Source organism: Microbacterium sp. OVT16B (assembly GCF_019969705.1).
Taxonomy (GTDB): domain Bacteria; phylum Actinomycetota; class Actinomycetes; order Actinomycetales; family Microbacteriaceae; genus Microbacterium; species Microbacterium natoriense.
On sequence record NZ_JAHXZA010000001.1, the window covers coordinates 1,810,465 to 1,831,263 of the forward strand.

The following is a 20,799-nucleotide window of genomic DNA, read 5'->3' on the forward strand; positions in this document are numbered from 1 at the left end:
GGGAGCGGTGTCCCAGGAGACTATGGAGCCGGCGAGTGGCGAGGCATCACCCCGCGGTGCCGTTCTCGCCCCCTACCGTGGGGTGAGACAGCGGCATGACGGACGTCAGGACGCGGGTTCGACGAGGCCCGCGTCATACGCGAGGATGACGGCGTGCACGCGGTCACGCAGCCCGAGCTTGGCGAGCACCTTGCCGACGTGGGTCTTGACGGTCTGCTCCGCGATGAAGAGGTCGGCCGCGATCTCGCTGTTGGAGCGCCCTCGACCGATCAGCACGAGCACCTCGCGCTCGCGGTCGGTCAGGTCGGAGAGGGCCGTGGCGGCGCGGGGAGCACGCGGTCTGCGGCTGGAGAACTGCTCGATCAGCCGCCGGGTCACGCTCGGGGCCAGCAGCGCGTCGCCCCCTGCCACGACGCGTACGGCGTGCACGAGCTCCTCGGGCAGAGCGTCCTTCAACAGGAACCCGCTCGCTCCGGCCTCGAGGGCGTCGTACACGTAGTCGTCGATGTCGAACGTGGTCAGCATCAGGATGCGCGGAACGTGAGCCGCGGGATAGCCGGGACCGAGGATGCGGCGCGTCGCCTCGATGCCGTCGAGCTCCGGCATCCGCACGTCCATCAGGATGACGTCGGGGTCGAGCCGGGCCGACATCGCGACCGCCTCCGCGCCGTTGGCGGCCTGCCCGGCGACACGTATGCCGTCGTGGGCGTCGAGGAGCGCGGCGAACCCCGCCCGGACCATGGCCTGGTCGTCGGCGATGAGGACGTTGATCGTCATGGGGTCTCCTGTGCGAGGTCGAGGGGCAGCTCGGCGATGACGGACCAGCTGCCGTCGTCCTGATGGCCTGCGGTGAGGGATCCGCCGAGGAGCTCCGCGCGCTCGCGCATGCCGCGCAGACCGTGTCCGGCGCCGGCAGGGCCCTCGGTGCGTGCCGCCGGGTTGGAGACGCGGATGCGGAGCGCGCCGTGGTCTGTCTGCAACCGCACCGCGACGGGGGCGCCCGGGCTGTGCCTGACGGCGTTGCTCAGTCCCTCCTGCACGATGCGGTAGGCCGCGATCTGCACCGCCACCGGGGCCGTGGACGTCGCCCCGGTGATCTCCAGTCCCACGGTGACCCCGGCCCGACGGATGCTGTCGACCAGCCCGGGGATGTCCTCGATGTCGTGCTGCGGAGCGAGCTCGGCGCTCTGATCCTCGGTGCGCAGCACGCCGAGCATCCTTCTCATCTCCATCAGCGAGGTGCGGGCCGTCGCTGCGATGCTCTCGAACTCCGTGGTCGCCTCCGCGCCGATGCCCGGCAGGCGGTAGCGGGCCGTCGAGGCCTGCACCTGGATCACCGACATGCTGTGCGCGATGACGTCGTGCAGCTCCCTGGCGATGCGCGTGCGCTCCTCCATGAGCGCCCGGCGAGACTGCTCGAGGGCCGAGTGCTCCCTCTCGCGCGACAGCTCCTGAGCGACGTGCAGCCTGCCGGCCGCGAGCATCGCGATCAGGTAGCCGCCGCAGGCGACGGATGCCGTCACGATGAGATTCGCGGTCGCGGCGTTGCCCGCATGGACGTCGGGGCGGAGCAGGGGGACCGCGAGGGATCCGATCATGCCGATCACGAGCGGGTAGGCGCCGATGCGGGCGCCGTGACGGAAGGTCACGACGCCGACGAACAGCACGAAGGCGAGCATGGCGGGCACCGACCACGGCCAGGGCGCCGCGGGGCCGCCGGACGCGGAGACCAGCAGGGGGAGTGCGAACGCGCCGCCGCAGAACATCGCGATCGCGGTCAGGGGGCGGGTCAGCGAGAGAAGAGGGGCGGCGCAGATCGCGGCCCCGAGGATGAACACCAGCGGCAGCAGGGTGCCGTAGATCGTCGCGTGCAGGGAGACCAGGACGGCGAACAGCGCGACCGACGCCGCGGACACGCCGATCAGCGCGCCGGTGCGGGCACTGATGCGGGGGAGACGGAGGCGGCGGGCCATGCTGTCATCCTGCCAGCTGCAGAGCGCTTTCGCGGCGACGCCGTGACGAGGCGATCCTGTCGATCACGATCCCGATCGACAGCGCCACGGCGACCCCGATGACCGCGCTGAGGAGCGGCTGGTCCTTGATCCAGGCCCCCGCCAACAGCCCGATCGCGATGCTCAGGGCGCTCCAGCTGATGCCGGCGACGATGCTGAGCGGCACGAAGCGACGCCACGGGAACCCGAGCGCCCCCGCCGACATGTTGACCGCGACCCGGCCGACCGGGATGTACCGCGCCCCGAGGATGAGCGCGGCGCTGCGTCGATCCAGCGCGCGTTGGGCGTGGGCGAACGCGGCCTGGATGCGCGGTCGTCTCATCCAGGAGAAGCGGGTGGTGCCGACGCGACGCCCGATCGCGAAGGCGATGTTGTCGCCGATCGCCGCTCCGACGGCCGCGATGACGCCGAGGGCGCACAGGGTCGCGATCTGGCCGGAGGAGGCGGCGACCGCCGCCGCGGCGACGAGCACGGTCTCGCTGGGCACCGGTGGGAAGAAGCCGTCGATGATCGTCACGGCGAAGAGCACGACGTAGAGCCAGGGAGAGGCGACGGTCTGCATGATGATCTCGTTGATGACGTCCACCCCTCCACGCTAGGAAGCGGGCGCATCGGACGGCATCCACCCGCGGTATCGTCCTCGTCACCCTGTGGGGTGATCTTCCTGGGAATGCTCGATGAGCGTGCCGGTTTATACTGGGAGGCTGGCCCATCGGCCGCCTCCCACCCCGAACGAACGGACATCCCGCTGTGCTTGCCGTGCACGAACTCGAAATCCGCATTGGCGCACGCCTGCTCATGGAGAATGTCTCGTTCCGCGTCTCCGATGGAGACAAGATCGGTCTGGTCGGGCGCAACGGCGCCGGCAAGACCACTCTGACGAAGGTGCTCGCCGGAGACGTGCTCCCGTCCGGCGGCAGCGTCACGCGCTCGGGCGAGCTCGGCTATCTGCCGCAGGACCCCCGCTCGGGCGACCCGGAGATGCTCGCACGCACGCGCATCCTCGACGCTCGCGGCCTCGGGACGCTGGCGCTCGGCATGGCCGAGGCCACGGTCGCGATGGGCTCGGACGACCCGGCCGTCGCCGAGAAGGCGATGAAGCGCTACGCCAGGCTCACCGAGGAGTTCGAGGGGCAGGGCGGCTACGCGGCCGAGGCCGAGGCGGCGTCCATCGCGAACAACCTCTCGCTTCCCGATCGGATCCTCGATCAGCCCCTCAAGACCCTGTCCGGCGGTCAGCGCCGCCGCATCGAGCTCGCGCGCATCCTCTTCTCGGATGCCGAGACGATGATCCTCGACGAGCCCACCAACCACCTCGACGCCGACAGTGTCGTGTGGCTCCGCGAGTTCCTGAAGAACTACAAGGGCGGGCTGATCGTCATCAGCCACGACGTCGAGCTCGTCGGCGAGACCGTGAACCGCGTGTTCTACCTCGATGCCAACCGTCAGGTCATCGACGCCTACAACATGAACTGGAAGAACTACCTCCGCCAGCGCGCCGCCGACGAGGAGCGTCGCAAGAAGGAGCGCGCGAACGCGGAGAAGAAGGCGACGACCCTGCAGCAGCAGGCCGCGCGCTTCGGCGCCAAGGCCTCCAAGGCCGCCGCCGCTCACCAGATGATCGCACGCGCCGAGAAGCTGCTCGCCGGTCTGGATGAGGTGCGCCAGGAGGACCGCGTCGCCAAGCTCCGGTTCCCGAAGCCGGCGCCCTGCGGCAAGACGCCCATGATGGCGAGCGGTCTGTCGAAGTCGTACGGCTCGCTGGAGATCTTCACCGACGTCGACCTCGCGATCGACCGCGGATCCAAGGTCGTCGTCCTGGGCCTGAACGGCGCGGGCAAGACGACGTTGCTGCGGATGCTCGCGGGCGTGGACCAGCCCGACACCGGGCAGCTCGAACCGGGCCACGGTCTGAAGGTCGGCTACTACGCCCAGGAGCACGAGAACCTCGATGTGAGCCGTTCGGTGCTCGAGAACATGGTCTCGGCCGCTCCGCACATCACCGAGACCGAGGCGCGCAAGGTCCTCGGTTCGTTCCTCTTCACGGGCGACGACGTGCTGAAGCCGGCCGGCGTGCTCTCCGGAGGCGAGAAGACGCGTCTGTCGCTCGCGACCCTGGTCGTGTCGTCGGCGAACCTGCTGCTGCTCGACGAGCCGACGAACAACCTCGACCCCGCCTCCCGCGAGGAGATCCTCGGCGCGCTCGCGCACTACGAGGGCGCCGTGGTGCTCGTCTCGCACGACCCCGGCGCCGTGCAGTCGCTCAACCCCGAGCGCGTGCTGATCCTGCCCGACGGCGTCGAGGACATCTGGAGCCAGGAGTACCAGGACCTCATCGAGCTCGCGTGACCTGACCCGTCGTCGGCCGCACGGGGTGCTCTGTCGGCGCTCGGTCGTAGTCTGGGGGCGTGCCGAAGGAATCTCCCGCCCCCGTCGTCGACCGCTTGCGTGCGCTGGCCTCGCTGACCGGACGCGCTCCGGTCCTCGCGTTGGATGGTCTCCCGACCGACCCGGTCGCGCTGTTCCTCGAGTGGCTCGAGTGCGCCGTGTCGGCGGGGGTTCCGGAGCCGCACGTGATGACGCTCGCGACCGTGGACGCCGAGGGCATCCCCGATGCGCGCGCCCTCATCCTGAAGGACGTGTCCCTGCGCGGCTGGGCGTTCGCGGGGCTGCGCTCCTCGACGAAGGGCGAGCAGCTGGCGGCGCGTCCGGTCGCGGCGCTGAACTTCTGGTGGCAGCCGCAGGTCCGTGCCGTCCGCGTCCGCGGACGCGTCGAGGAGGCGAGTCCCGAAGAGAGCGCCGCTGATCTCGCTGCGCGCTCCGCTGCCGCACGCGACGGGGTGGCCGCAGACGACTGGGTGCTCTGGCGTCTCGTTCCCGACCGCATCGAGTTCTGGCAGGGGTCGGGCGATCGGCGTCACGCGAGAATCGTGTACACGAGGGATGCCGCGGGCTGGAGCCGCAGCGGCGCAGGAACGGAGGACGGACGATGACCGGATACCAGGTGACGGAGATCGGCGCGCTCGACGAGTGGCGGGGGCACTTCGGCGGGTTCGACGAGGCGCGGTCCCGTGACGGTCGTCGCGTCGTCGATCACGAGCTCACGATGCAGTTCATCGGGATGACGGCCAATGCGCTCCTGCCGGGCGAGGAGGCGGGGTACTGGCACGTGCACCGGAAGGTCGAGGAGGTCTACGTCTTCCTCGGCGGGCGAGGCCAGATGGGCCTGGACGATGATGTCGTCGAGGTCGGACCAGGCACCGTCATCCGTGTCGGGCAGGGTGTCGCCCGCACCTGGCGTGCACGCCCAGACAGCCCAGGCGAACTGCGCTGGCTCTGTGTGCGTGCCGGAGGTGAGGAGCTGCCGCACCTTCCGGACGACAGCTCCCGTCTTCCCGAGCGTCCGATGCCGTGGACGGACTGACGCGCGTCCGCGCGGTCTGCTGGGACTGGAACGGCACGCTGCTCGACGACGCGGCCCTGTGCCGACAGGTGATGAACCGCGTGCTGTCGGAGCACGGACTCGACGAGCTGGGGGATGCTGCGGCCTACCGCTCGGCGTTCCGCTTCCCGATCCGCGACTTCTACGCCGACCTGGGCATCCGCGACGCGCTGTTCGAACCGGCTGCCCGGAGATACCTCGAGCTCCTCGCGCGGCGCTCGGGGGAGGCCTCGCTGCACGCCGGTGCGCACCGCACGATCGCGGCCGTCGCCGGACTCGGACACCGGCAGGTCCTGGCCTCGGCGACCCTGACCGACGTCCTGAGCGCGCAGATGGCGCCGCACGGCATCGCCGATGAGTTCGAGGCCGTGCTGTCCATTGACGATCCGTTCCGTGCGTCCAAGCACGATGCGATCCAGGGCTGGCTCGATTCGTCGGGACTCGACGCCGACGAGGTGCTGATGATCGGCGACACCAATCATGACCGGGAGATCGCGGACGCCCTCGGAGCATCCTTCGTGCATTTCGACGGCGGACACCAGGTCGCACCGGAGGAGCGGACGCGCATCGCCGCCCTGGAGGAGCTGATCCCGCTGCTCGCCGGCTGAATGTCTGCGGTCGGTGAGACCATGTGCCGTGCGCACAACAGACGTCCGGTTGCCGGATCCGCCATCCTCGCCCCCGGTGTTCGACGACGACTTCTCCACGGGCGTCGATCCCGCCCGCTGGGTCGCGCACTATCTCCCGCAGTGGACCGTCCCTGAGCGGTCGGAGGCGAGGTACGCGAACAGCCGCGACGGGCTGGAGCTGCGTATCGACGCGGATCAACTCGACTGGCGTCCTGAGGACGCGCCTCTTCGGGTGTCGAATCTCCAGACCGGTGTGTTCTCGGGCCCTACGGGGTCGGCGCGGGGGACTCATCGTCACCGCCCCGATGGTCTCGTCGTGCGCACCGAGACGCCGACGAGGCTGCTGTTCGCGCCGGATCACGGCCGCATCGACATCACCGTGAGCGCCAGCAACGATCCCGGCTGCATGCTCGCGGCCTGGCTCGTGGGAACGGAGCATCTGTCCGCCGACGACTCGGGAGAGATCTGCGTCTTCGAGATCGATGCGGACGCGATCGGCGCGTCCACGGTCGCTCGCTCCGGCGTGAAGGCGCATCACGACCCGCGGATGACCACCGACATGGCCGAGGTGACGCTGCCCTTCGACGCGGGTCTTCCGCATACGTGGACCGTCATCTGGGGAGCGGGGGAGACGATCATCGGATGCGAGGGGATCGTCCTCCGCAGAATCCGCCAGGCGCCGGAGTACCCGCTGTTCCTGCTGATCGATCTGTTCGAGACGGCGCCGCCCTCCGGCGAGTATCCGAAGACGGCGATCGTCCGTCGGGTCCGTGCGTGGGACGGCTGACGGGTCAGCGGGCGTCGAGCAGTTCGTCTTCGATGTCGGCGTCACGGTCGCGGCTGCGCCTGCGCTTCTCCTTCACCGGGATGCCCTCGACCTCTTCGCGGTGCTTCACGATCTCGGTGCGGATGATGTACCCGATGAAGATGAAGCCCATGATCGCGAACAGGATCCACTGGATCGCGTAGGACAGGTGCGGGCCGGGGTCGTCGGTGGGGGAGTCGAAGGTGCCGAGGGGTGCGGCCGCCGGCTTCTCGCTGACGAGCTGGCCGTAGGCGCTGGTCACGACATCGTCGCCTCCGACGAGCGCGGCCACCGTCGGCAGGTGGATGGTCGCCACCTGGCCTTCGGCGGCTCCACGGCCGGACGCGGGGAGCCTCTCGCCCGGTCGAAGCCGCACGACGACCTCGACCTCTCCCTGCGGCGGTGCGGGAACGGCGTCCGGGGTGTCGCCCTCGCCGGGCGCGACCCACCCGCGATCGACGATGAAGACTCGGCCGTCGCCGGTCTGGAACGGCACCAGGATCTCGAAGGCGACCGTCCCTCCGTGCGGGCGGTTGCGGACGAGCAGCTGCTGGTCGGTGAGATACGAGCCGTTCAGCGTCACCGGATGCCATTCGTCGCCTGCGTGGAAGCGTCCGTCGGATCCGATCAGATCGTCCAGGGGTACGGGATCGGCCTCGTAGTTCTGCTCGACGAGGGCGATCTGCTCGGTGCGGGAGGCATTGCGATCGAACTGCCAGTGCGACAGGAAGACGCACGCGATCGCGAATCCGATCGCGATGAGCACGTACACCGTCCAGCGCAGCATCCGCTGGCTCATGCGGGGACTCCGTCTCTGATCGTCACGGGGAAGTCCCTCGCCGCGAGATAGTCGTGCAGGAACCCCGCGTGGTCATCGCAGGCGAGCCAGATCTTCTCGCGATCGGCCGCGTGGATGCGCGGATTCCGCCACACGACCTGTTTCGTCGCCGCGCTCCGGCAGCCGGCGCGCGAGCACTCCAGTGCCGTCACTCCTCGTCCTGCCGACGTTCGTGGATCGTGATGATGTGGGTCTCGGACGGCGTCTCGACGGTCTCCGACAGGCGAGTCGTCGCCTCGATCTCCTGCACCGGCGACTCGGCGGTCGTCTCCGTGCTGTCGCTGCCCGCGTTCGCGAACACGACCGCGATGTAGGGGAGGACGGCAGCCGCGATCCCGAACACCCAGGTGTACCACCCGTAGGGCTGGACCAGCGCCATCAGTCCGAAGCACACCACGCGGATCGTCATCGTGAGCGCGTAGCGGCGCACGCGATGGTCGGCCTCGTCCCGCGGCGACTGCGGCAGGGAGGTGACGGCGGGCACCAGACGCTTGTTCTTCACGATGCATCAAGCCTACGCCGCCGGGGAGGCTGTGGAGCTCGCCGCAGGGGATCAGCTGTTGACGAGGAACGGCACGGAGAAGGCGCCGAAGAACAAGAACGCGAACAGGACGATCGCGATCTGCGCGACGAGGAGCCCGATGCCGGCGTAACCCGTGATGAGTCCCGCGATGGCCATGCCTCGGCCGCCGAGGGCGGGGTTGCTCTTGATCTGCTTCAGAGCCATGTGGCCGGTGATGACGGCGACGATGGAGGCGACGACGGGGGCCCACAACCAGAACAGCACGAGCCCGCCGATGCCGCAGATCAGCGACGTGAGCGCGAGTCCGCTGTTCGGACGGGGAGCCGTGTAGCCCTGGGCGCCGTACGGATACCCGGGGGCAGGCTGGGTCGGGGGCACCGACGCGTAGTACTGCTGCTGGGGCGCGGGTGCGCCGTAGGCGGGCGGGGCTGCCGGAGCCGCGTACGGCTGCGGAGCGGCGGGGGCGCCGTACGGGGGCTGAGCCGGGGGATAGGCGGGAGCCGCGCCGGGGTACGCCTGGCCGGGAGCGCCCGCCGGGTAGGCCTGGGGCGGAGAAGCGGGCGGAGCTGCCGGAGGCTGGATCGGCTGCGGCTCGCCTGCAGGACCGGGGATGCTGTTGTCGCTCACGTCGAAGCCTTTCGTCGCCTTCAGCGTTTCAGCCGCGTGTTGTTCTGTCAAACGTCATCCCGGTCGCACACGGCATCATCGATAGGATCGATGTCGACCAGGCCACGGACCCAGCCGGCCGGATCAGGAGTGAAAATGAGTTCTCAGCGCGTCGTCCTCGTCACCGGAGGCAACCGCGGCATCGGACGAGCGATCGCCGAGCGATTCGTCCGCGACGGCTACCGCGTCGCGGTCACGGTCCGCAGCGGCGAGGGGCCTGAGGGCACACTCACCGTCCGAGCCGACGTGACGGATGCCGCTGCGATCGACGCCGCCTTCACCGAGGTCGAGGAGAAGCTCGGTCCTGTCGAGATCGTCGTCGCGAACGCCGGGATCACCAAGGACACGCTGCTGCTCCGCATGAGCGAGGACGACTTCGACAGCGTGGTCGCCACCAATCTCGGCGGCTCCTTCCGCGTCGTCAAGCGGGCTTCGAAGGGAATGCTGCGCGCCCGCTTCGGCCGCGTCATCCTCATCTCCAGCGTCGTCGGTCTCTACGGTTCGGCCGGCCAGATCAACTACTCGGCGTCCAAGAGCGCCCTGGTCGGGTTCGCCCGTTCACTCACCCGCGAGCTGGGTGGCCGCGGCATCACGGCGAACGTCGTGGCTCCGGGTTTCATCGAGACCGACATGACGGCGGAGCTGCCCGAAGAGACGCAGAAGCAGTACAAGGCGAGCATCCCCGCCGGGCGCTTCGCGACGCCCGACGAGGTCGCCGGCGTCGTCACCTGGCTGGCGAGCGACGAGTCCGGCTACATCTCCGGCGCCGTCATCCCCGTCGATGGCGGTCTCGGGATGGGGCACTGACCCTCATCTCGACGCCGCGGCGCTGATCAGCGCCGCGAGACGTTCGGGCACGGAGAACTGCGGCCAGTGTCCTGACCCGATGCGCACGACCTCGGCGTCTTCGATGGCGCGGTACTCCTCGGCGTACGGACCCCACTGCTCGAGCAGAGACTCCAGGGTCTCCTGGTCGAGCCCTCCCATGAGGAGCGTGGCGGGAACGCGGTAGCGGGCGTCTGCGGAGAGCGCGATCGGATCGGTCGGAACCCGCGCCGGAACGCTCAGCGCCAGGGGAGCCGTGCGCGCCCTCGTCGCCTCGTCGAGATCGTCGACGTCTTCGGGAGGGAAGAAGTCCCACCCGGGGAAGGGGACGACGCCGTCGATCGTCTCGAACTCGCTGATCCCCTGGCCGGGCGGCGGCGGCACCGTGTCGACGAAGACGACGCGAGACACCGCATCGGGCCGCGCATCGACGACGCCCCACGCGACGTTGCCGCCTCCGCTGTGGCCGACCACCACGACGGGGCCGTCCACGGCGTCGACCGCTGCGACGCCCGCCGCCACCCAGTCCGCGATGCCGATGTCAGCGGACTCGGAGGCCGGTGCGCCGACACCGGGCATGGTGAGGGGATGCACGCGGTGCCCCGCCCTTTCCAGGGCGGGGACCACCTCGTTCCAACTGGACGCGTCGAGCCAGAGACCGGGGATGAGGATGATGTCCATGCGCAGACCCTACGCGTCGCCTCCGACATCCGTGGAGCGTCCGGATCGTCCACCGCGTCCGCGACGGATCAGCGCGATCGCTCCGACCGCGATGAGCGCCAGGCCACCGAGGAGCATCCAGATCGGCACGCTCCCGCCCGTCGTCGCGAGTCCGCCGCCGTGCGGGGACCCGGGGGTTCCCGGGTCGACGGGCGTTCCGCCGCCGGACTTCGGGGTCGTCACCGCGGCGACATCGCTGGGCGACGACTCCTGTCCGAGCGAGTCCACCGCGGTCACGTGATAGCGGTAGGTGGTGCCGCCGACGAGGCCGGAGTCGACGAAGGACGTGCCCTCCGCGACGCTCGCGACCGCCACGCCGTCGCGGAAGACGCGGTAGCCGATCACCTCGGCGCGGCCGGTGGCCGCGGTCTTGAGCATTCCCGCCGTGCTCTGCCACTCGAGTCGCACGGAGGTAGGGGCTGTCGCGGTGGCCGTCAGGCCTGTCGGTGCGACGGGCGCGACGGCCGTCTCCGGCAGACCGACCCCGGTGGGTGACCACCAGTTGCCCGACACGACGATCAGGGACAGCATCCGGATGCTGTCGCCGAAGTACGTCGTGACGGGCTCGGCGGTGTTCGCCTCCCAGAGCGCGTCGAGCCACTCCTGGTTCCCGCCCTCGACCATCGCGCTCACCGTGAACGGCGCCGAGAACGCCAGGTCGGTCCACTCGTCCAGCGGCTGCCCCTCGAGGGAGTACCCCTGAGCGATGGCCGAGGGATCGCCGTGAGTCGCAGTCTGCAGCCACGAGTTCATCGTCGACAGCTGCTCCTGGGTGCGATCGTCGCCGGTGAGGAGATAGTCGGTGCCGAGGCGCCACGGCACGCGGCTGGCGTTCCAGTTGTACGCGCCGTCGTTGTCGTCCTCCAGGAATCCCGGATCCACCGGTCGGTACCCGGCCCCGTCGCGGATCGCGAAGTCGGGCAGCAGACCCGTCGTCGGGCTGAAGCGCGAGAAGAGGTCGTGAGACGCCGACTGCGTCGCGTCCACCACGTCGGTCCAGCGCGGGTTCCCCGTCGCCTTCGCGAAGTCCTTGAAGTGCTGGAGCATGAAGTCGGAGGTGCGCGTCGACCGGCCGAAGACGATCTCGTCCCTGGTCCAGTCGCCGAGGAGGATCACGTCATCCGTCGGATGGACCTCGCTCCTCAGGATCGCCGCCATGAGACGACGCGCCTCGGAGAGGTAGTCGAACGCCCCTCCGCTGCCCCACTGCGCGTCGGCCATGAGCAGCGCGTAGGCCATGTCGAGGTCGCCGTCCGATGCCGCGTCGTCGCCGTACTCCTCGCCCTCCTCGTCGACCTCCGTCGTGTTGACGATCGCCGTGCCGTCATCTCGCTGCTGCCAGGCCATCAGGTCGGGATCGACGCTGCTCGGGTGGGCCTTCGCGAAGCGCAGCAGCGCATCGAACAGGGTCTGCGCCTGCGGATCGTGCCCGGCCATGATCGCGGTGATGAGCATTCCGTAGCCGTTGGACTCCGACGTGGTCACCGCATCGGGGGCGTCTTCCCCCGCCTCGCCGTTGCCGTTGTAGTAGACGTAGTACTGGTCCGACTCGTAGGGGTTCTGCGTCAGATACGCGTCCTTCCACGCGTCGTAGAGGGAGGCGACCGTCGCATCCATCCGCTCCTGGCCCACGCCGGGACGCAGCGTCCCCGGTGCGTAGACCGTGTGCTGACCGAACGGGCGCTGCGGATCCGTCGTCGTGGGGTTCCGCGGGGTCGACACCGTCGCCGGGGTGCTCTTCGCCGACTCGTTGCCCGCGGCATCGTAGGCGCTGATCCGGTACTCGTAGGTCGTGCCCGGCTCGCGCCCCGCGTCCTGGAAGGTCGTCGTCGTGGTCCGCGCGACCAGTTCCCCGTCCCGGAAGACCTTGTACCCGGTCACCGCGACGTCGTCCACCGACGGCAGCCAGCTCACGTTCACCTGGAACGGCGACGCCGCCCTGAGGGTCACGCCGACGGGCGCCGACGGCGCCTTCTCGTCATCGGACGCCCGAGGCGGCGCGATGGCCACCGGCGCGGAGTTGTCCTTCGCGCCCACGGCGCGCACGACGAACTCGTAGCGCACCGTGGGGTCGTCGGAGATGGGCTGGACGAACGTGTACTGCTCCTTGCCGGTCTCGGCGGGGATGTACGCGCTCCAGTTCACGCCCACGCGGTCGTTCTTCTCGTAGATGCGATAACCCCGCACGGGCTCGACCGAAGCGGTCGGCGCCTTCCAGGAGAAGGACGCCGCGCCGTCGGCGATGCGCACGCTCGCGTCGCGCACCGGATCCGGGGTGCCGTCCGTGCGGGTGATCGAGTAGTGGTCGAACTCGCGCAGTCCGTCGGAGCCGGCGATCTCGTCCTCCTTGGCCGCCGTGTACGCGGTGAAGGACAGGGTGTCGCGCGACACGGAGAAGTCCACGAACATCTTCTTCTCCGGCTGGGCATTGATCGCCGCGAAAGAGGTGTCGCACCCTTCCGGCGTCTCGTAGAACTTGTTGCCGAGCGCGTTGGGCATCAGGTAGAGCACGCCGTTCGGATCCGTCACGTCGTACTGCACGACGATCTGACCGTTCTCATCCGTGATGGTGTCGACCGGGTGGCCGTCGCGCATCTGGTGGGAGCGCATGTACATGTGGTCGTGCGCCTCGAGCACCACGTCGACCGCCGTCTCCTGGAAGATCGGCACGAGCGTCTTCTCGTAGAACGCGACGCGGTCGGCCTCCCAGTTGCAGACGTTCTCTCCTGCGGAGTAGACGCCCTTGTGCAGGGACACGAACTTCCACCGCTTGTCGGTCTCGGCGACGGTGCGACGAAGCCAGTCGAGCTGCTTGCTGAACTGCGGATCGACCCAGGCGGTGTCACCGTTCTCGTCGAGTCCTCCGCCGTACTGAGAGTTGAACTGCATGAACAGGGCGTCGCCGTATTCGAACGAGTAGACCGAGCCCTCGTGGGCGCCGGTGCCCGCGGCATCCCGGGGCTCGTTGAAGTGGTTGAAGAAGTTGTTGTTCGGAAGGGTTCCCGAGTCCTCCACCTCGTGCCCGCCGAGGACCGGCACGTAGGGCACGGTGGCGAACTGGTCGGCGGCGCTGTTGAGCATCCACTGCCACTGCTCCTCGAGGTCGCCGTTGTCGACGAGGTCGCCCGTGACGAGGAGGAACTTCGGGTCGTCCACCTTCGCCGACGCCTTCTCGAAGGTGTCCTGCCACTCCAGGAAGCTCCCGAGATCGGAGGCCTGGGAATCGGATCCGAAGAGGAAGTGGAACGGCTCCGCGATCGCCGAGTCGGTCGTGAAGCTGCCGATCCCGCCCCAGCCGTTCGGTGTGCCGTCGCCGACGCGGTACACGTAGGAGGTTCCGGGGGAGAGCCCGTCTGCCGTGGCCTTGTGGCTCGCGTACTTCGTGGTGCGGCGCGCCTCACGGTCGCTCTCCGTCACGAACGTGTCGATGATCTCGCTCTTCCCGTCGAACTCGATCACGCCGTCGTCGGGGAACTTCTCGCCGTCGCGGGCGCCTGCGGGAGCGATCTGGACGTGCGTCGCGGTGACCTCGGGCGGGGTGTACCAGGCGAAGCTCATCGAGGTGCGGGTGTCGCCGTTGAAGTTCATCGAGAACGCGGTGGGTGTCTTCGCCAAGGTGCTGAAGCTCCAGACGATGTCGCGGACGGGGTAGACGCCGTCGGCACCCGCGATCGACGCGGCCGGAACCGTGACCGTGTAGCGGTGTCCGAATCCGAAGTCCCGGTGGGCGATCGACACGAGGTCGTCCTTCGCGGTCGGGACGACTCCGGATGCGGCGGCCCCGGTCTCGTCGACGATCGAGATGGAGGAGGCGTCGACGATCGAGACGTCCTTGTTGACGCGAAGGGTCACGGGTGCGGCGAGGTCGACGGTCGCTGCGGCATCGACCGGGGCCGTCTGCACGTCGACGGTCGGGATCACGAGCGGGGCGCCGTCGATCCGGTCACCCGTGATGCGGATGTTGCGGAGGAAGCTGTCGCCGTAGCCGCCGACGGTGGTGTTCTCGTCGGTGTTGGAGGGAGTGTCGGTGGCCTGCAGCCAGCGCAGGAACAGCGTCGAGGCCCCGGATGCGGCCGCGGGCAGCGGGACGTCGGTGAGGCGGCACGTGTCGTCAGGACAGGTGAAGGTGTGCGTCGCGGTCTTGATCGTGGAGTCGGGGACATCGGTCCAGGTGACCCGGTCGGTGCTCATCTGAACGACGAAGTCGCGAGGGCCCGAGCCCGAGGCGCTGTGCTCCGACGAGAGGGCGAGGTTCTCGAAACCGACGGAGGACAGCGAGGCCAGCCAGTACTTGGTGCCGGCGCCTCCGCCCCAGCCCTGCACGGAGATCGCGTTGCCGCGGTCGGCGTGGAAGCCGTACTCGCCGCGGGTGCCGACGCTGGTGAGAGCGGAGTGGTCGGCATAGGCGCCGTCGGTAGCCCAGAAGACGCCGTCGTCGCCGTCGTCGGTGAACGCCCACTCCGCCACGGAGTCGCGAGGGGCGGCGGGGGTGCGGAAGGACCACACGATGTCGGATGCCGGGGCGATGCCGTCCGCCGCTCCGGCCACCGCGGCGCGGGGCACGGTGACGGTGTATCCGCGTCCGGGCTGGAGCGGAGCGTGGGTCAGCGAGAGCTGGGTGCCGTTCGCGGTCGCGGCGACGTCGGCGACGGGGGAGCCGCCGTCATCGACGACCGATGCCGTCGCGCCCGATGCGAGCGCGATCGGCTTGTTGAACGTCACGGCGAGCGCAGCGTCCAGCGGCGCGTCGACGGCGCCGTTCAGCGGGGAGAGCGCGGTCGCGACGGTGGGCCGCTCGACCGGTGTGCCGGTGGATGTGCCGGATACCGAGATGTCGCGGATGCGGCTGGAGCCGGTCGCGCCGACGGTCGATCCGCTCGCGCTGGTGGTGGAGGTCACCACCCAGCGGATCGCGACGTCGGCGCGGTCGGCGGCGGATGCCGGCAGCGGGAGCGACGCGACGGAACCGCCGGTCGCGAAATCGGTGCCCACGGTGACGACGCCACCCGGCACGTCCTGCCAGGTGCTCTGGCCGTCGGTGCTGACCTGCACAGCGAAGTCGCGCGGCCCCGAACCGGACGAGCGCTGCTGTGAGGTGAGAGTGAGGTCGGCATAGCCACGGGTGTCCAGGGTGACCACCCACCCCTTGATGCCCACGCCGTCGTTCCAGCCCTGGTATCGCACCGAGCGCTCGGCTTCGTCGTAGGTGTAGGAGAGCAGCGGGTCGGTCGTGACGGGACGCAGGCTCGCCGCGGTGTCCGCGCCGCCCGTCGCGGTGAAGACGTTCGCGGCCGGGCTGGCGTCGACGACGGAGGGCGCCGTCGCGAAACGCCATTCCGCCACCGATTCGGGTCCGGCAGCCTGCGCGGTAGGAGCGATGAGTGCCGAGAGCGTGAGCGCCGCGGTGATCGCGGCCAGGGTGCGCACGACTCCGGAGCGGGAGAGCCGGAGCGGGTGCGTGGTGTCCGAGGAGGTCATCGAGTGTCCTTCGTGGGGCGGTCGACGGCAGCGACCTGTGAGGCGAGGGTGGATTTCGATAGTAAAGATCATTTACGATCTGTTACGGGAATGCTATCCACACACGAAGGCACGGGTCAATGACGAGAGACCGGACGAGAGGAGAGTTCATCCGCCGGCACGAAAGGCGCATCGGCCGTTCATCGGCCGGTACGGGACGCTACGGAAGTAGAGCGATGACCTCGCCGAGGTCCTGCGGGCCGATGACCAGGCTGGCGGCGGCGCGGACGGCCGGCTTCGCATTGAACGCGAGTCCGAGGCCCGCGGCCGCCATCATCCTCAGGTCGTTGGCGCCGTCGCCGATCGCGATCGTCGCGGACGATGGCACTCCGAGCTCCGCGGCCCATTCCCGCAGCGATGATGCCTTCGCTTCGGCGTCGACGATCTCGCCGTCCACGCGACCCGTCAGCGCTCCGTCGGAGACCTCGAGCCGATTGGCGCGCCAGCGGTCCACGCCGAGACCCGGAGCCACGTGGTCCAGGATCTCGTGGAATCCGCCGGACACGACGCCCACGACCCCGCCGCGTTCGTGCACTGCCGCCGTGAGCTCTCGGACTCCGGTCGTGGGCTCGATCCGGGCCAGAACCCGTTCGAACGACGACACCTCGACGCCCTGGAGGGCCGCGACGCGCGAGCGCAGGCTCGTGGCGAAATCGACCTCCCCGCGCATGGCCGCCTCGGTCGCCGCCTGCACCTCCTCGCGCCGTCCTGCTTCGTCGGCGAGCAGCTCGATCACCTCATTGCGGATGAGGGTGGAATCGGCATCGAGGACGACGAGGAAGCGCGCGGAGGTCACGGATTCGAGCCTAGCGACAGCCGCCGGGCTCGAACGCCGCATGACGTCAGCGGTCGACGAAGACGCCCTTGCCGACCACGGTGATCCCCGAGTCCGTGACGGTGAAGCCGCGGGCCAGGTCGCGTTCGCGGTCGACGCCGACCGTCGCGCCGTCGGCCAGAACAACGTTCTTGTCGAGGATCGCCCTGTGCACGCGGGCGCCGGCGCCCACGCGGACGTGATCGAACAGGACAGAGTCGGTGATGGTCGAGCCGCCTCCCGCGAGGGTCCACGGGCCGACCACGCTGCGTTCGACGTGCGTTCCGGAGAGCACGCAGCCGAGGGACACGATCGAGTCGATCGCGTTGCCGATGCGTCCGACCGAGTCGCGCACGAACTTCGCCGGCGGGGAGTTCACCGCCTGCGAGTGGATCGGCCACTCCATGTTGTAGAGGTTGAACACGGGCAGCGTGGAGATCAGGTCCATGTGCGCGTCGAAGAAGGAGTCGATCGTACCCACGTCCCGCCAGTACGAGCGGTCTCGCGGCGAGGAGCCCGGCACGTCGTTCTGCTTCATGTCGTAGTAGCCGGCCTCGCCCCGCTCGACGAAGTAGGGGACGATGTCGCCGCCCATGTCGTGGCCGGAGGTCGGGGACTCGCCGTCTGCCTCGACGGCGGCGATCAGCGCGTCGGCGTCGAAGATGTAGTTGCCCATCGACGCGAGGACCTCGTGCGGCGAGTCGTCGAGCCCCTCGGCATCCGTGGGCTTCTCCAGGAACTGCTTGATGCGTCCGGACTCGATGTCGGCGTCGATGACCCCGAACTGCGACGCGAGGGCCAGGGGCTGTCGGATGCCGGCGACCGTGGCCTTCGCGCCCGACGCGATGTGCGCGTCGAGCATCTGCTGGAAGTCCATCCGGTAGACGTGGTCGGCGCCGATGACGATCACGATGTCGGGCTTCTCGTCGTTGATCAGGTTGAGGCTCTGCAGGATCGCGTCGGCGGAGCCGGAGAACCAGCGCTTGCCGAGCCGCTGCTGGGCGGGCACCGAGGTGACGTACGAGTCGAGGAGGGCGGACATCCGCCAGGTCTGCGAGATGTGACGGTCGAGGCTGTGGGACTTGTACTGGGTGAGGACGACGATCTGTCTCAAGCCTGAATTTATGAGGTTCGAGATGGCGAAATCGATCAATCGGTACTGTCCGCCGAAGGGCACTGCAGGTTTTGCGCGGTCAGCCGTGAGGGGCATGAGACGCTTGCCCTCGCCGCCGGCGAGGATGATGCCGAAGATCTTCTTTGGAGCGGACATGGCTCCACCCTAGAGTGCCAATCCCTGCGTGTACTAGCGTTTCGCACATGCGAGTTGAAATGATCACGAAGGAGTATCCGCCGGAGATCTACGGCGGTGCTGGCGTGCACGTCGCGGAGCTCGTCACGGCTCTGCGAGAGAGCATCGAGGTGCGTGTCCGCGCCTTCGGCGCGCCCCGTGACGAACCGGGGACGTTCGCCTATCGGACCCCCTCGGAGCTCGCCGACGCGAACGCCGCGCTGCAGACGCTCGGCACCGATCTCGAGATCGTCTCGGCGATCGCCGACGCCGACCTCGTGCACAGTCACACCTGGTATGCGAACTTCGCCGGTCACATCGCCTCGCAGTTGCACGGCATCCCGCACGTGCTCACCGCGCACAGCCTCGAACCCCTCCGGCCATGGAAGGCCGAGCAGCTCGGCGGCGGCTACGCGGTGTCGAGCGGGATCGAGAAGCTCGCGTACGAGAACGCCGCCGCGGTGATCGCGGTGAGCGCCGGCATGCGCAACGACATCCTGCGGAGCTACCCGAACGTCGACCCCGCGAAGGTCCGCGTCATCCACAACGGCATCGACGTCGAGCGCTGGCGTCCGGTCCAGAACCCGGAGTTCCTGGCGTCGATCGGCATGGACCCGTCGAGGCCATCCGTGGTCTTCGTCGGACGCATCACACGTCAGAAGGGGCTGCCGTACCTGCTGCAGGCCGCAGGGCGGCTGCCCGCCGATGTTCAGCTGATCCTGTGCGCCGGCGCTCCGGACACTCCCGAGATCATGGCGGAGGTGCAGGAGGGCGTGCGCCTGCTGCAGCAGACCAGGGAGGGCGTCATCTGGATCGAGCGGATGCTGCCGCGTGACGAGCTCTCCGCGATCCTCACGGCGGCGACCACGTTCGTCTGCCCCTCGGTCTACGAGCCCCTCGGCATCGTGAACCTCGAGGCGATGGCGTGCGGCGCCGCCGTGGTCGGCACGGCGACCGGCGGCATCCCCGAGGTCGTCGCCGATGGTCGCACCGGACGCCTGGTCCCGATCGAGCAGGTGCAGGACGGCACCGGCACCCCCGTCGATCCGGAGAAGTACGTCGCAGACCTCGCCGCGGTGCTCACCGAGGTGGCGTCGGATCCGGCGAGGGCGAGGGAGTACGGCGAGGCCGGTCGCGCTCGTGCACGCGACGAGTTCAGCTGGGGTGCGATCGCCGACACCACGCGCGCGCTCTACGCGGAGCTGACGGACTGAGCAGATAGGCTGGCAGCATGCCAAGCGCTCTGGAATTCACCGACGTCGTCGTGCGCCGCGAGGGGCGCAACATCATCGATCACGTGACCTGGCAGGTCCAGGACGATCAGCGCTGGGTCGTCCTCGGGCCTAACGGGGCGGGCAAGACCACGCTCCTCCAGCTGGCCGACACGCTCATGCACCCGACCTCGGGAACGGTGACGGTGCTGGGGGAGACCCTGGGCCGCACGGACGTCTTCGAGGTGCGCCCGCGCATCGGATTCGCGTCGTCGGCGATGGCCAAGAGGGTGCCGAGGGACGAGACGGTGCTGAACACGGTCCTCACGGCGGCGTACTCGGTTCTCGGGCGCTGGAACGAGCTCTACGAGAGCATCGACGAGCGCCGTGCGCTGCGCGTCCTCGCCGAGTGGAAGCTGGATCACCTCGCCGACCGCACCTTCGGCACGCTGAGCGACGGCGAGCAGAAGCGCGTGCAGATCGCGCGCGCCGTGATGACCGATCCGGAGCTCCTGCTGCTGGACGAGCCGACCGCCTCTCTCGACCTCGGATCCCGCGAGGAGCTGCTGGGCCTGCTCAGCGGCTACGCCTCGTCGCCCACGACCCCGGCCATGCTCATGGTCACGCATCACGTCGAGGAGATCCCCGTCGGCTTCACCCACGTGATGCTGATCCGCGAGGGCAGGGTCGTCGCGGCAGGGCCGATCGCGGAGACCCTCACGGCCGAGTCCCTCACCGAGGCGTTCGGCATGCCGATCGTGCTCACCGAGGACGGCGGACGCTACGCCGCGCGCGCGGCATCCTGATCGCCCATCTGCTAAACTCGATCCTTGGTGCTCACCGCACCGCAGACTTCCCCGACTCTGGCACAATCCAGGGCATCAACTAAGGAATCCCATGAAGACTGACATCCACCCCGACTACAAGGCCGTCGTGTTCCGCGACCTCGGCTCGGGCGAGACCTTCCTCACCCGTTCGACCGTCACGAGCGACAAGACCATCGAGCTGGACGGCGTGGAGTACCCCGTCATCGACGTCGAGATCTCCTCGGCCTCGCACCCGTTCTACACGGGCAAGCAGCGCATCATGGACTCGGCCGGTCGCGTCGAGAAGTTCAACCAGCGCTTCAAGGGCTTCGGCGGTTCCTCCAAGTAAGGACCGCCGCGAAAGGCCCCGCTCTCCTCGGAGAGCGGGGCCTTCGTCATTGCGCCGGGGATCCGGTCAGATGTCGATGACGATGCGATCGCCGTCGATGGCGTTCGGCGGATCGCCTGGCGATGGTGCGGGTGCCGTCCGTCGGGTCTGGCGGTCGCGCTCCATGCCGGCCTCGTAGGCCGAGGGCATCCAGATCGCGTCGAAGGCTCCGCCGAATCCGCCGCCCGTGCCTTCGTACTTCTCCTCGACGGTCTTCTTCGACATCGTCCTGACGATCGCGAAGACGATCAGCCCCGGTCCCATGCCGGCGACCATGGCGACGTAGAACCAGCCGACGATGTCCTTCATGCGCCC

General features: G+C 69.1%; 21 protein-coding genes. 9 read left to right on the forward strand and 12 right to left on the reverse strand.

Features of this window, described 5'->3' with window-relative positions; genetic code table 11:
• Positions 1-105 precede the first annotated feature (105 nt).
• From LC438_RS08565 to LC438_RS08575, 3 genes are read right to left on the reverse strand one after another with little or no spacing between them, the layout of a single operon-like run.
• Positions 106-777, reverse strand: coding sequence for a response regulator transcription factor (locus tag LC438_RS08565; RefSeq protein WP_105672997.1), 672 nt, complete (start codon positions 775-777; stop codon positions 106-108).
• Positions 774-1,973, reverse strand: coding sequence for a sensor histidine kinase (locus tag LC438_RS08570; protein WP_223586332.1), 1,200 nt, complete (start codon positions 1,971-1,973; stop codon positions 774-776). The genes LC438_RS08565 and LC438_RS08570 overlap by 4 nt, the downstream gene beginning before the upstream one ends.
• Positions 1,974-1,977: 4 nt before the next feature.
• Complete coding sequence (locus LC438_RS08575; protein ID WP_105672999.1) at positions 1,978-2,598, reverse strand: DedA family protein; 621 nt, start codon at positions 2,596-2,598, stop codon at positions 1,978-1,980.
• 164 nt (positions 2,599-2,762) lie between these two features.
• On the opposite strand from LC438_RS08575, the gene LC438_RS08580 reads away from it, so the two are divergent.
• From LC438_RS08580 to LC438_RS08600, 5 genes are all read left to right on the forward strand, one after another.
• The gene (locus tag LC438_RS08580; RefSeq protein WP_223586333.1) at positions 2,763-4,361 is read left to right on the forward strand and encodes an ABC-F family ATP-binding cassette domain-containing protein; all 1,599 of its coding nucleotides are present in this window, start codon (positions 2,763-2,765) and stop codon (positions 4,359-4,361) included.
• 59 nt (positions 4,362-4,420) lie between these two features.
• On the forward strand, positions 4,421-5,005 hold the full coding sequence (locus LC438_RS08585) for a pyridoxamine 5'-phosphate oxidase family protein (RefSeq protein ID WP_223586334.1): 585 nt from the start codon (positions 4,421-4,423) through the stop codon (positions 5,003-5,005).
• Entirely contained in the window at positions 5,002-5,436 is a 435-nt protein-coding gene (locus LC438_RS08590; RefSeq protein WP_223586335.1) for a cupin domain-containing protein, read from the forward strand. Before LC438_RS08585 ends, LC438_RS08590 begins: the two co-directional genes overlap by 4 nt.
• Positions 5,424-6,062, forward strand: a complete 639-nt coding sequence (locus LC438_RS08595; protein WP_223586336.1) for an HAD family hydrolase — start codon at positions 5,424-5,426, stop codon at positions 6,060-6,062. Before LC438_RS08590 ends, LC438_RS08595 begins: the two co-directional genes overlap by 13 nt.
• Before the next feature lie 76 nt (positions 6,063-6,138).
• Positions 6,139-6,870 (forward strand): hypothetical protein, encoded by a 732-nt coding sequence (locus tag LC438_RS08600; RefSeq protein ID WP_223586337.1) that lies wholly within the window; start codon positions 6,139-6,141, stop codon positions 6,868-6,870.
• A 4-nt stretch (positions 6,871-6,874) separates the two neighbouring features.
• Here the strand turns inward: LC438_RS08600 and LC438_RS08605 are convergent, their stop codons facing one another.
• Genes LC438_RS08605 through LC438_RS08620 form a run of 4 tightly spaced genes read right to left on the reverse strand, consistent with a single transcriptional unit; the run spans position 6,875 to position 8,876 of the window.
• Positions 6,875-7,687, reverse strand: a complete 813-nt coding sequence (locus LC438_RS08605; RefSeq protein ID WP_105673005.1) for an SURF1 family protein — start codon at positions 7,685-7,687, stop codon at positions 6,875-6,877.
• A complete protein-coding gene (locus LC438_RS08610; protein WP_105673006.1) occupies positions 7,684-7,878 on the reverse strand; it encodes a hypothetical protein in 195 nt (64 codons plus the stop codon). The genes LC438_RS08605 and LC438_RS08610 overlap by 4 nt, the downstream gene beginning before the upstream one ends.
• Positions 7,875-8,228, reverse strand: a complete 354-nt coding sequence (locus LC438_RS08615; protein ID WP_105673007.1) for a DUF3099 domain-containing protein — start codon at positions 8,226-8,228, stop codon at positions 7,875-7,877. The genes LC438_RS08610 and LC438_RS08615 overlap by 4 nt, the downstream gene beginning before the upstream one ends.
• A 51-nt stretch (positions 8,229-8,279) precedes the next feature.
• Complete coding sequence (locus tag LC438_RS08620; protein ID WP_105673008.1) at positions 8,280-8,876, reverse strand: DUF4190 domain-containing protein; 597 nt, start codon at positions 8,874-8,876, stop codon at positions 8,280-8,282.
• A 135-nt stretch (positions 8,877-9,011) separates the two neighbouring features.
• Here LC438_RS08620 and LC438_RS08625 point away from each other — a divergent pair, with 135 nt between their 5' ends.
• Positions 9,012-9,722, forward strand: a complete 711-nt coding sequence (locus LC438_RS08625; RefSeq protein WP_223586338.1) for a beta-ketoacyl-ACP reductase — start codon at positions 9,012-9,014, stop codon at positions 9,720-9,722.
• 3 nt (positions 9,723-9,725) lie between these two features.
• On the opposite strand, the gene LC438_RS08630 is transcribed toward LC438_RS08625, so the two are convergent.
• From LC438_RS08630 to glgC, 4 genes are all read right to left on the reverse strand, one after another.
• Positions 9,726-10,421, reverse strand: a complete 696-nt coding sequence (locus LC438_RS08630) for an alpha/beta fold hydrolase (RefSeq protein WP_223586339.1) — start codon at positions 10,419-10,421, stop codon at positions 9,726-9,728.
• A gap of 9 nt (positions 10,422-10,430) precedes the next feature.
• A complete protein-coding gene (locus tag LC438_RS08635; protein WP_223586340.1) occupies positions 10,431-15,938 on the reverse strand; it encodes a glycosyl hydrolase family 8 in 5,508 nt (1,835 codons plus the stop codon).
• A gap of 199 nt (positions 15,939-16,137) precedes the next feature.
• Positions 16,138-16,773 carry a phosphoserine phosphatase SerB gene (gene serB / locus LC438_RS08640; protein WP_105673012.1) on the reverse strand — a complete coding sequence of 212 codons (636 nt, stop codon included), beginning with the start codon at positions 16,771-16,773 and terminating at the stop codon, positions 16,138-16,140.
• 46 nt (positions 16,774-16,819) lie between these two features.
• On the reverse strand, positions 16,820-18,061 hold the full coding sequence (glgC, locus tag LC438_RS08645; protein WP_105673013.1) for a glucose-1-phosphate adenylyltransferase: 1,242 nt from the start codon (positions 18,059-18,061) through the stop codon (positions 16,820-16,822).
• 47 nt (positions 18,062-18,108) lie between these two features.
• Here glgC and glgA point away from each other — a divergent pair, with 47 nt between their 5' ends.
• The 3 genes from glgA (at position 18,109) to LC438_RS08660 (ending at position 20,445) form a co-directional block, all read left to right on the forward strand.
• Positions 18,109-19,293, forward strand: a complete 1,185-nt coding sequence (glgA, locus tag LC438_RS08650) for a glycogen synthase (protein WP_223586341.1) — start codon at positions 18,109-18,111, stop codon at positions 19,291-19,293.
• Positions 19,294-19,310: 17 nt separating this feature from the next.
• Complete coding sequence (locus LC438_RS08655) at positions 19,311-20,096, forward strand: ABC transporter ATP-binding protein (RefSeq protein WP_223586342.1); 786 nt, start codon at positions 19,311-19,313, stop codon at positions 20,094-20,096.
• Positions 20,097-20,187: 91 nt separating this feature from the next.
• Positions 20,188-20,445: a type B 50S ribosomal protein L31 gene (locus tag LC438_RS08660; RefSeq protein ID WP_017202258.1), complete on the forward strand. Its 258-nt coding sequence runs from the start codon at positions 20,188-20,190 to the stop codon at positions 20,443-20,445.
• Positions 20,446-20,511: 66 nt separating this feature from the next.
• Here LC438_RS08660 and LC438_RS08665 read toward each other — a convergent pair whose 3' ends face one another.
• Positions 20,512-20,793, reverse strand: coding sequence for a hypothetical protein (locus LC438_RS08665; RefSeq protein WP_105673016.1), 282 nt, complete (start codon positions 20,791-20,793; stop codon positions 20,512-20,514).
• Positions 20,794-20,799: the final 6 nt, after the last annotated feature.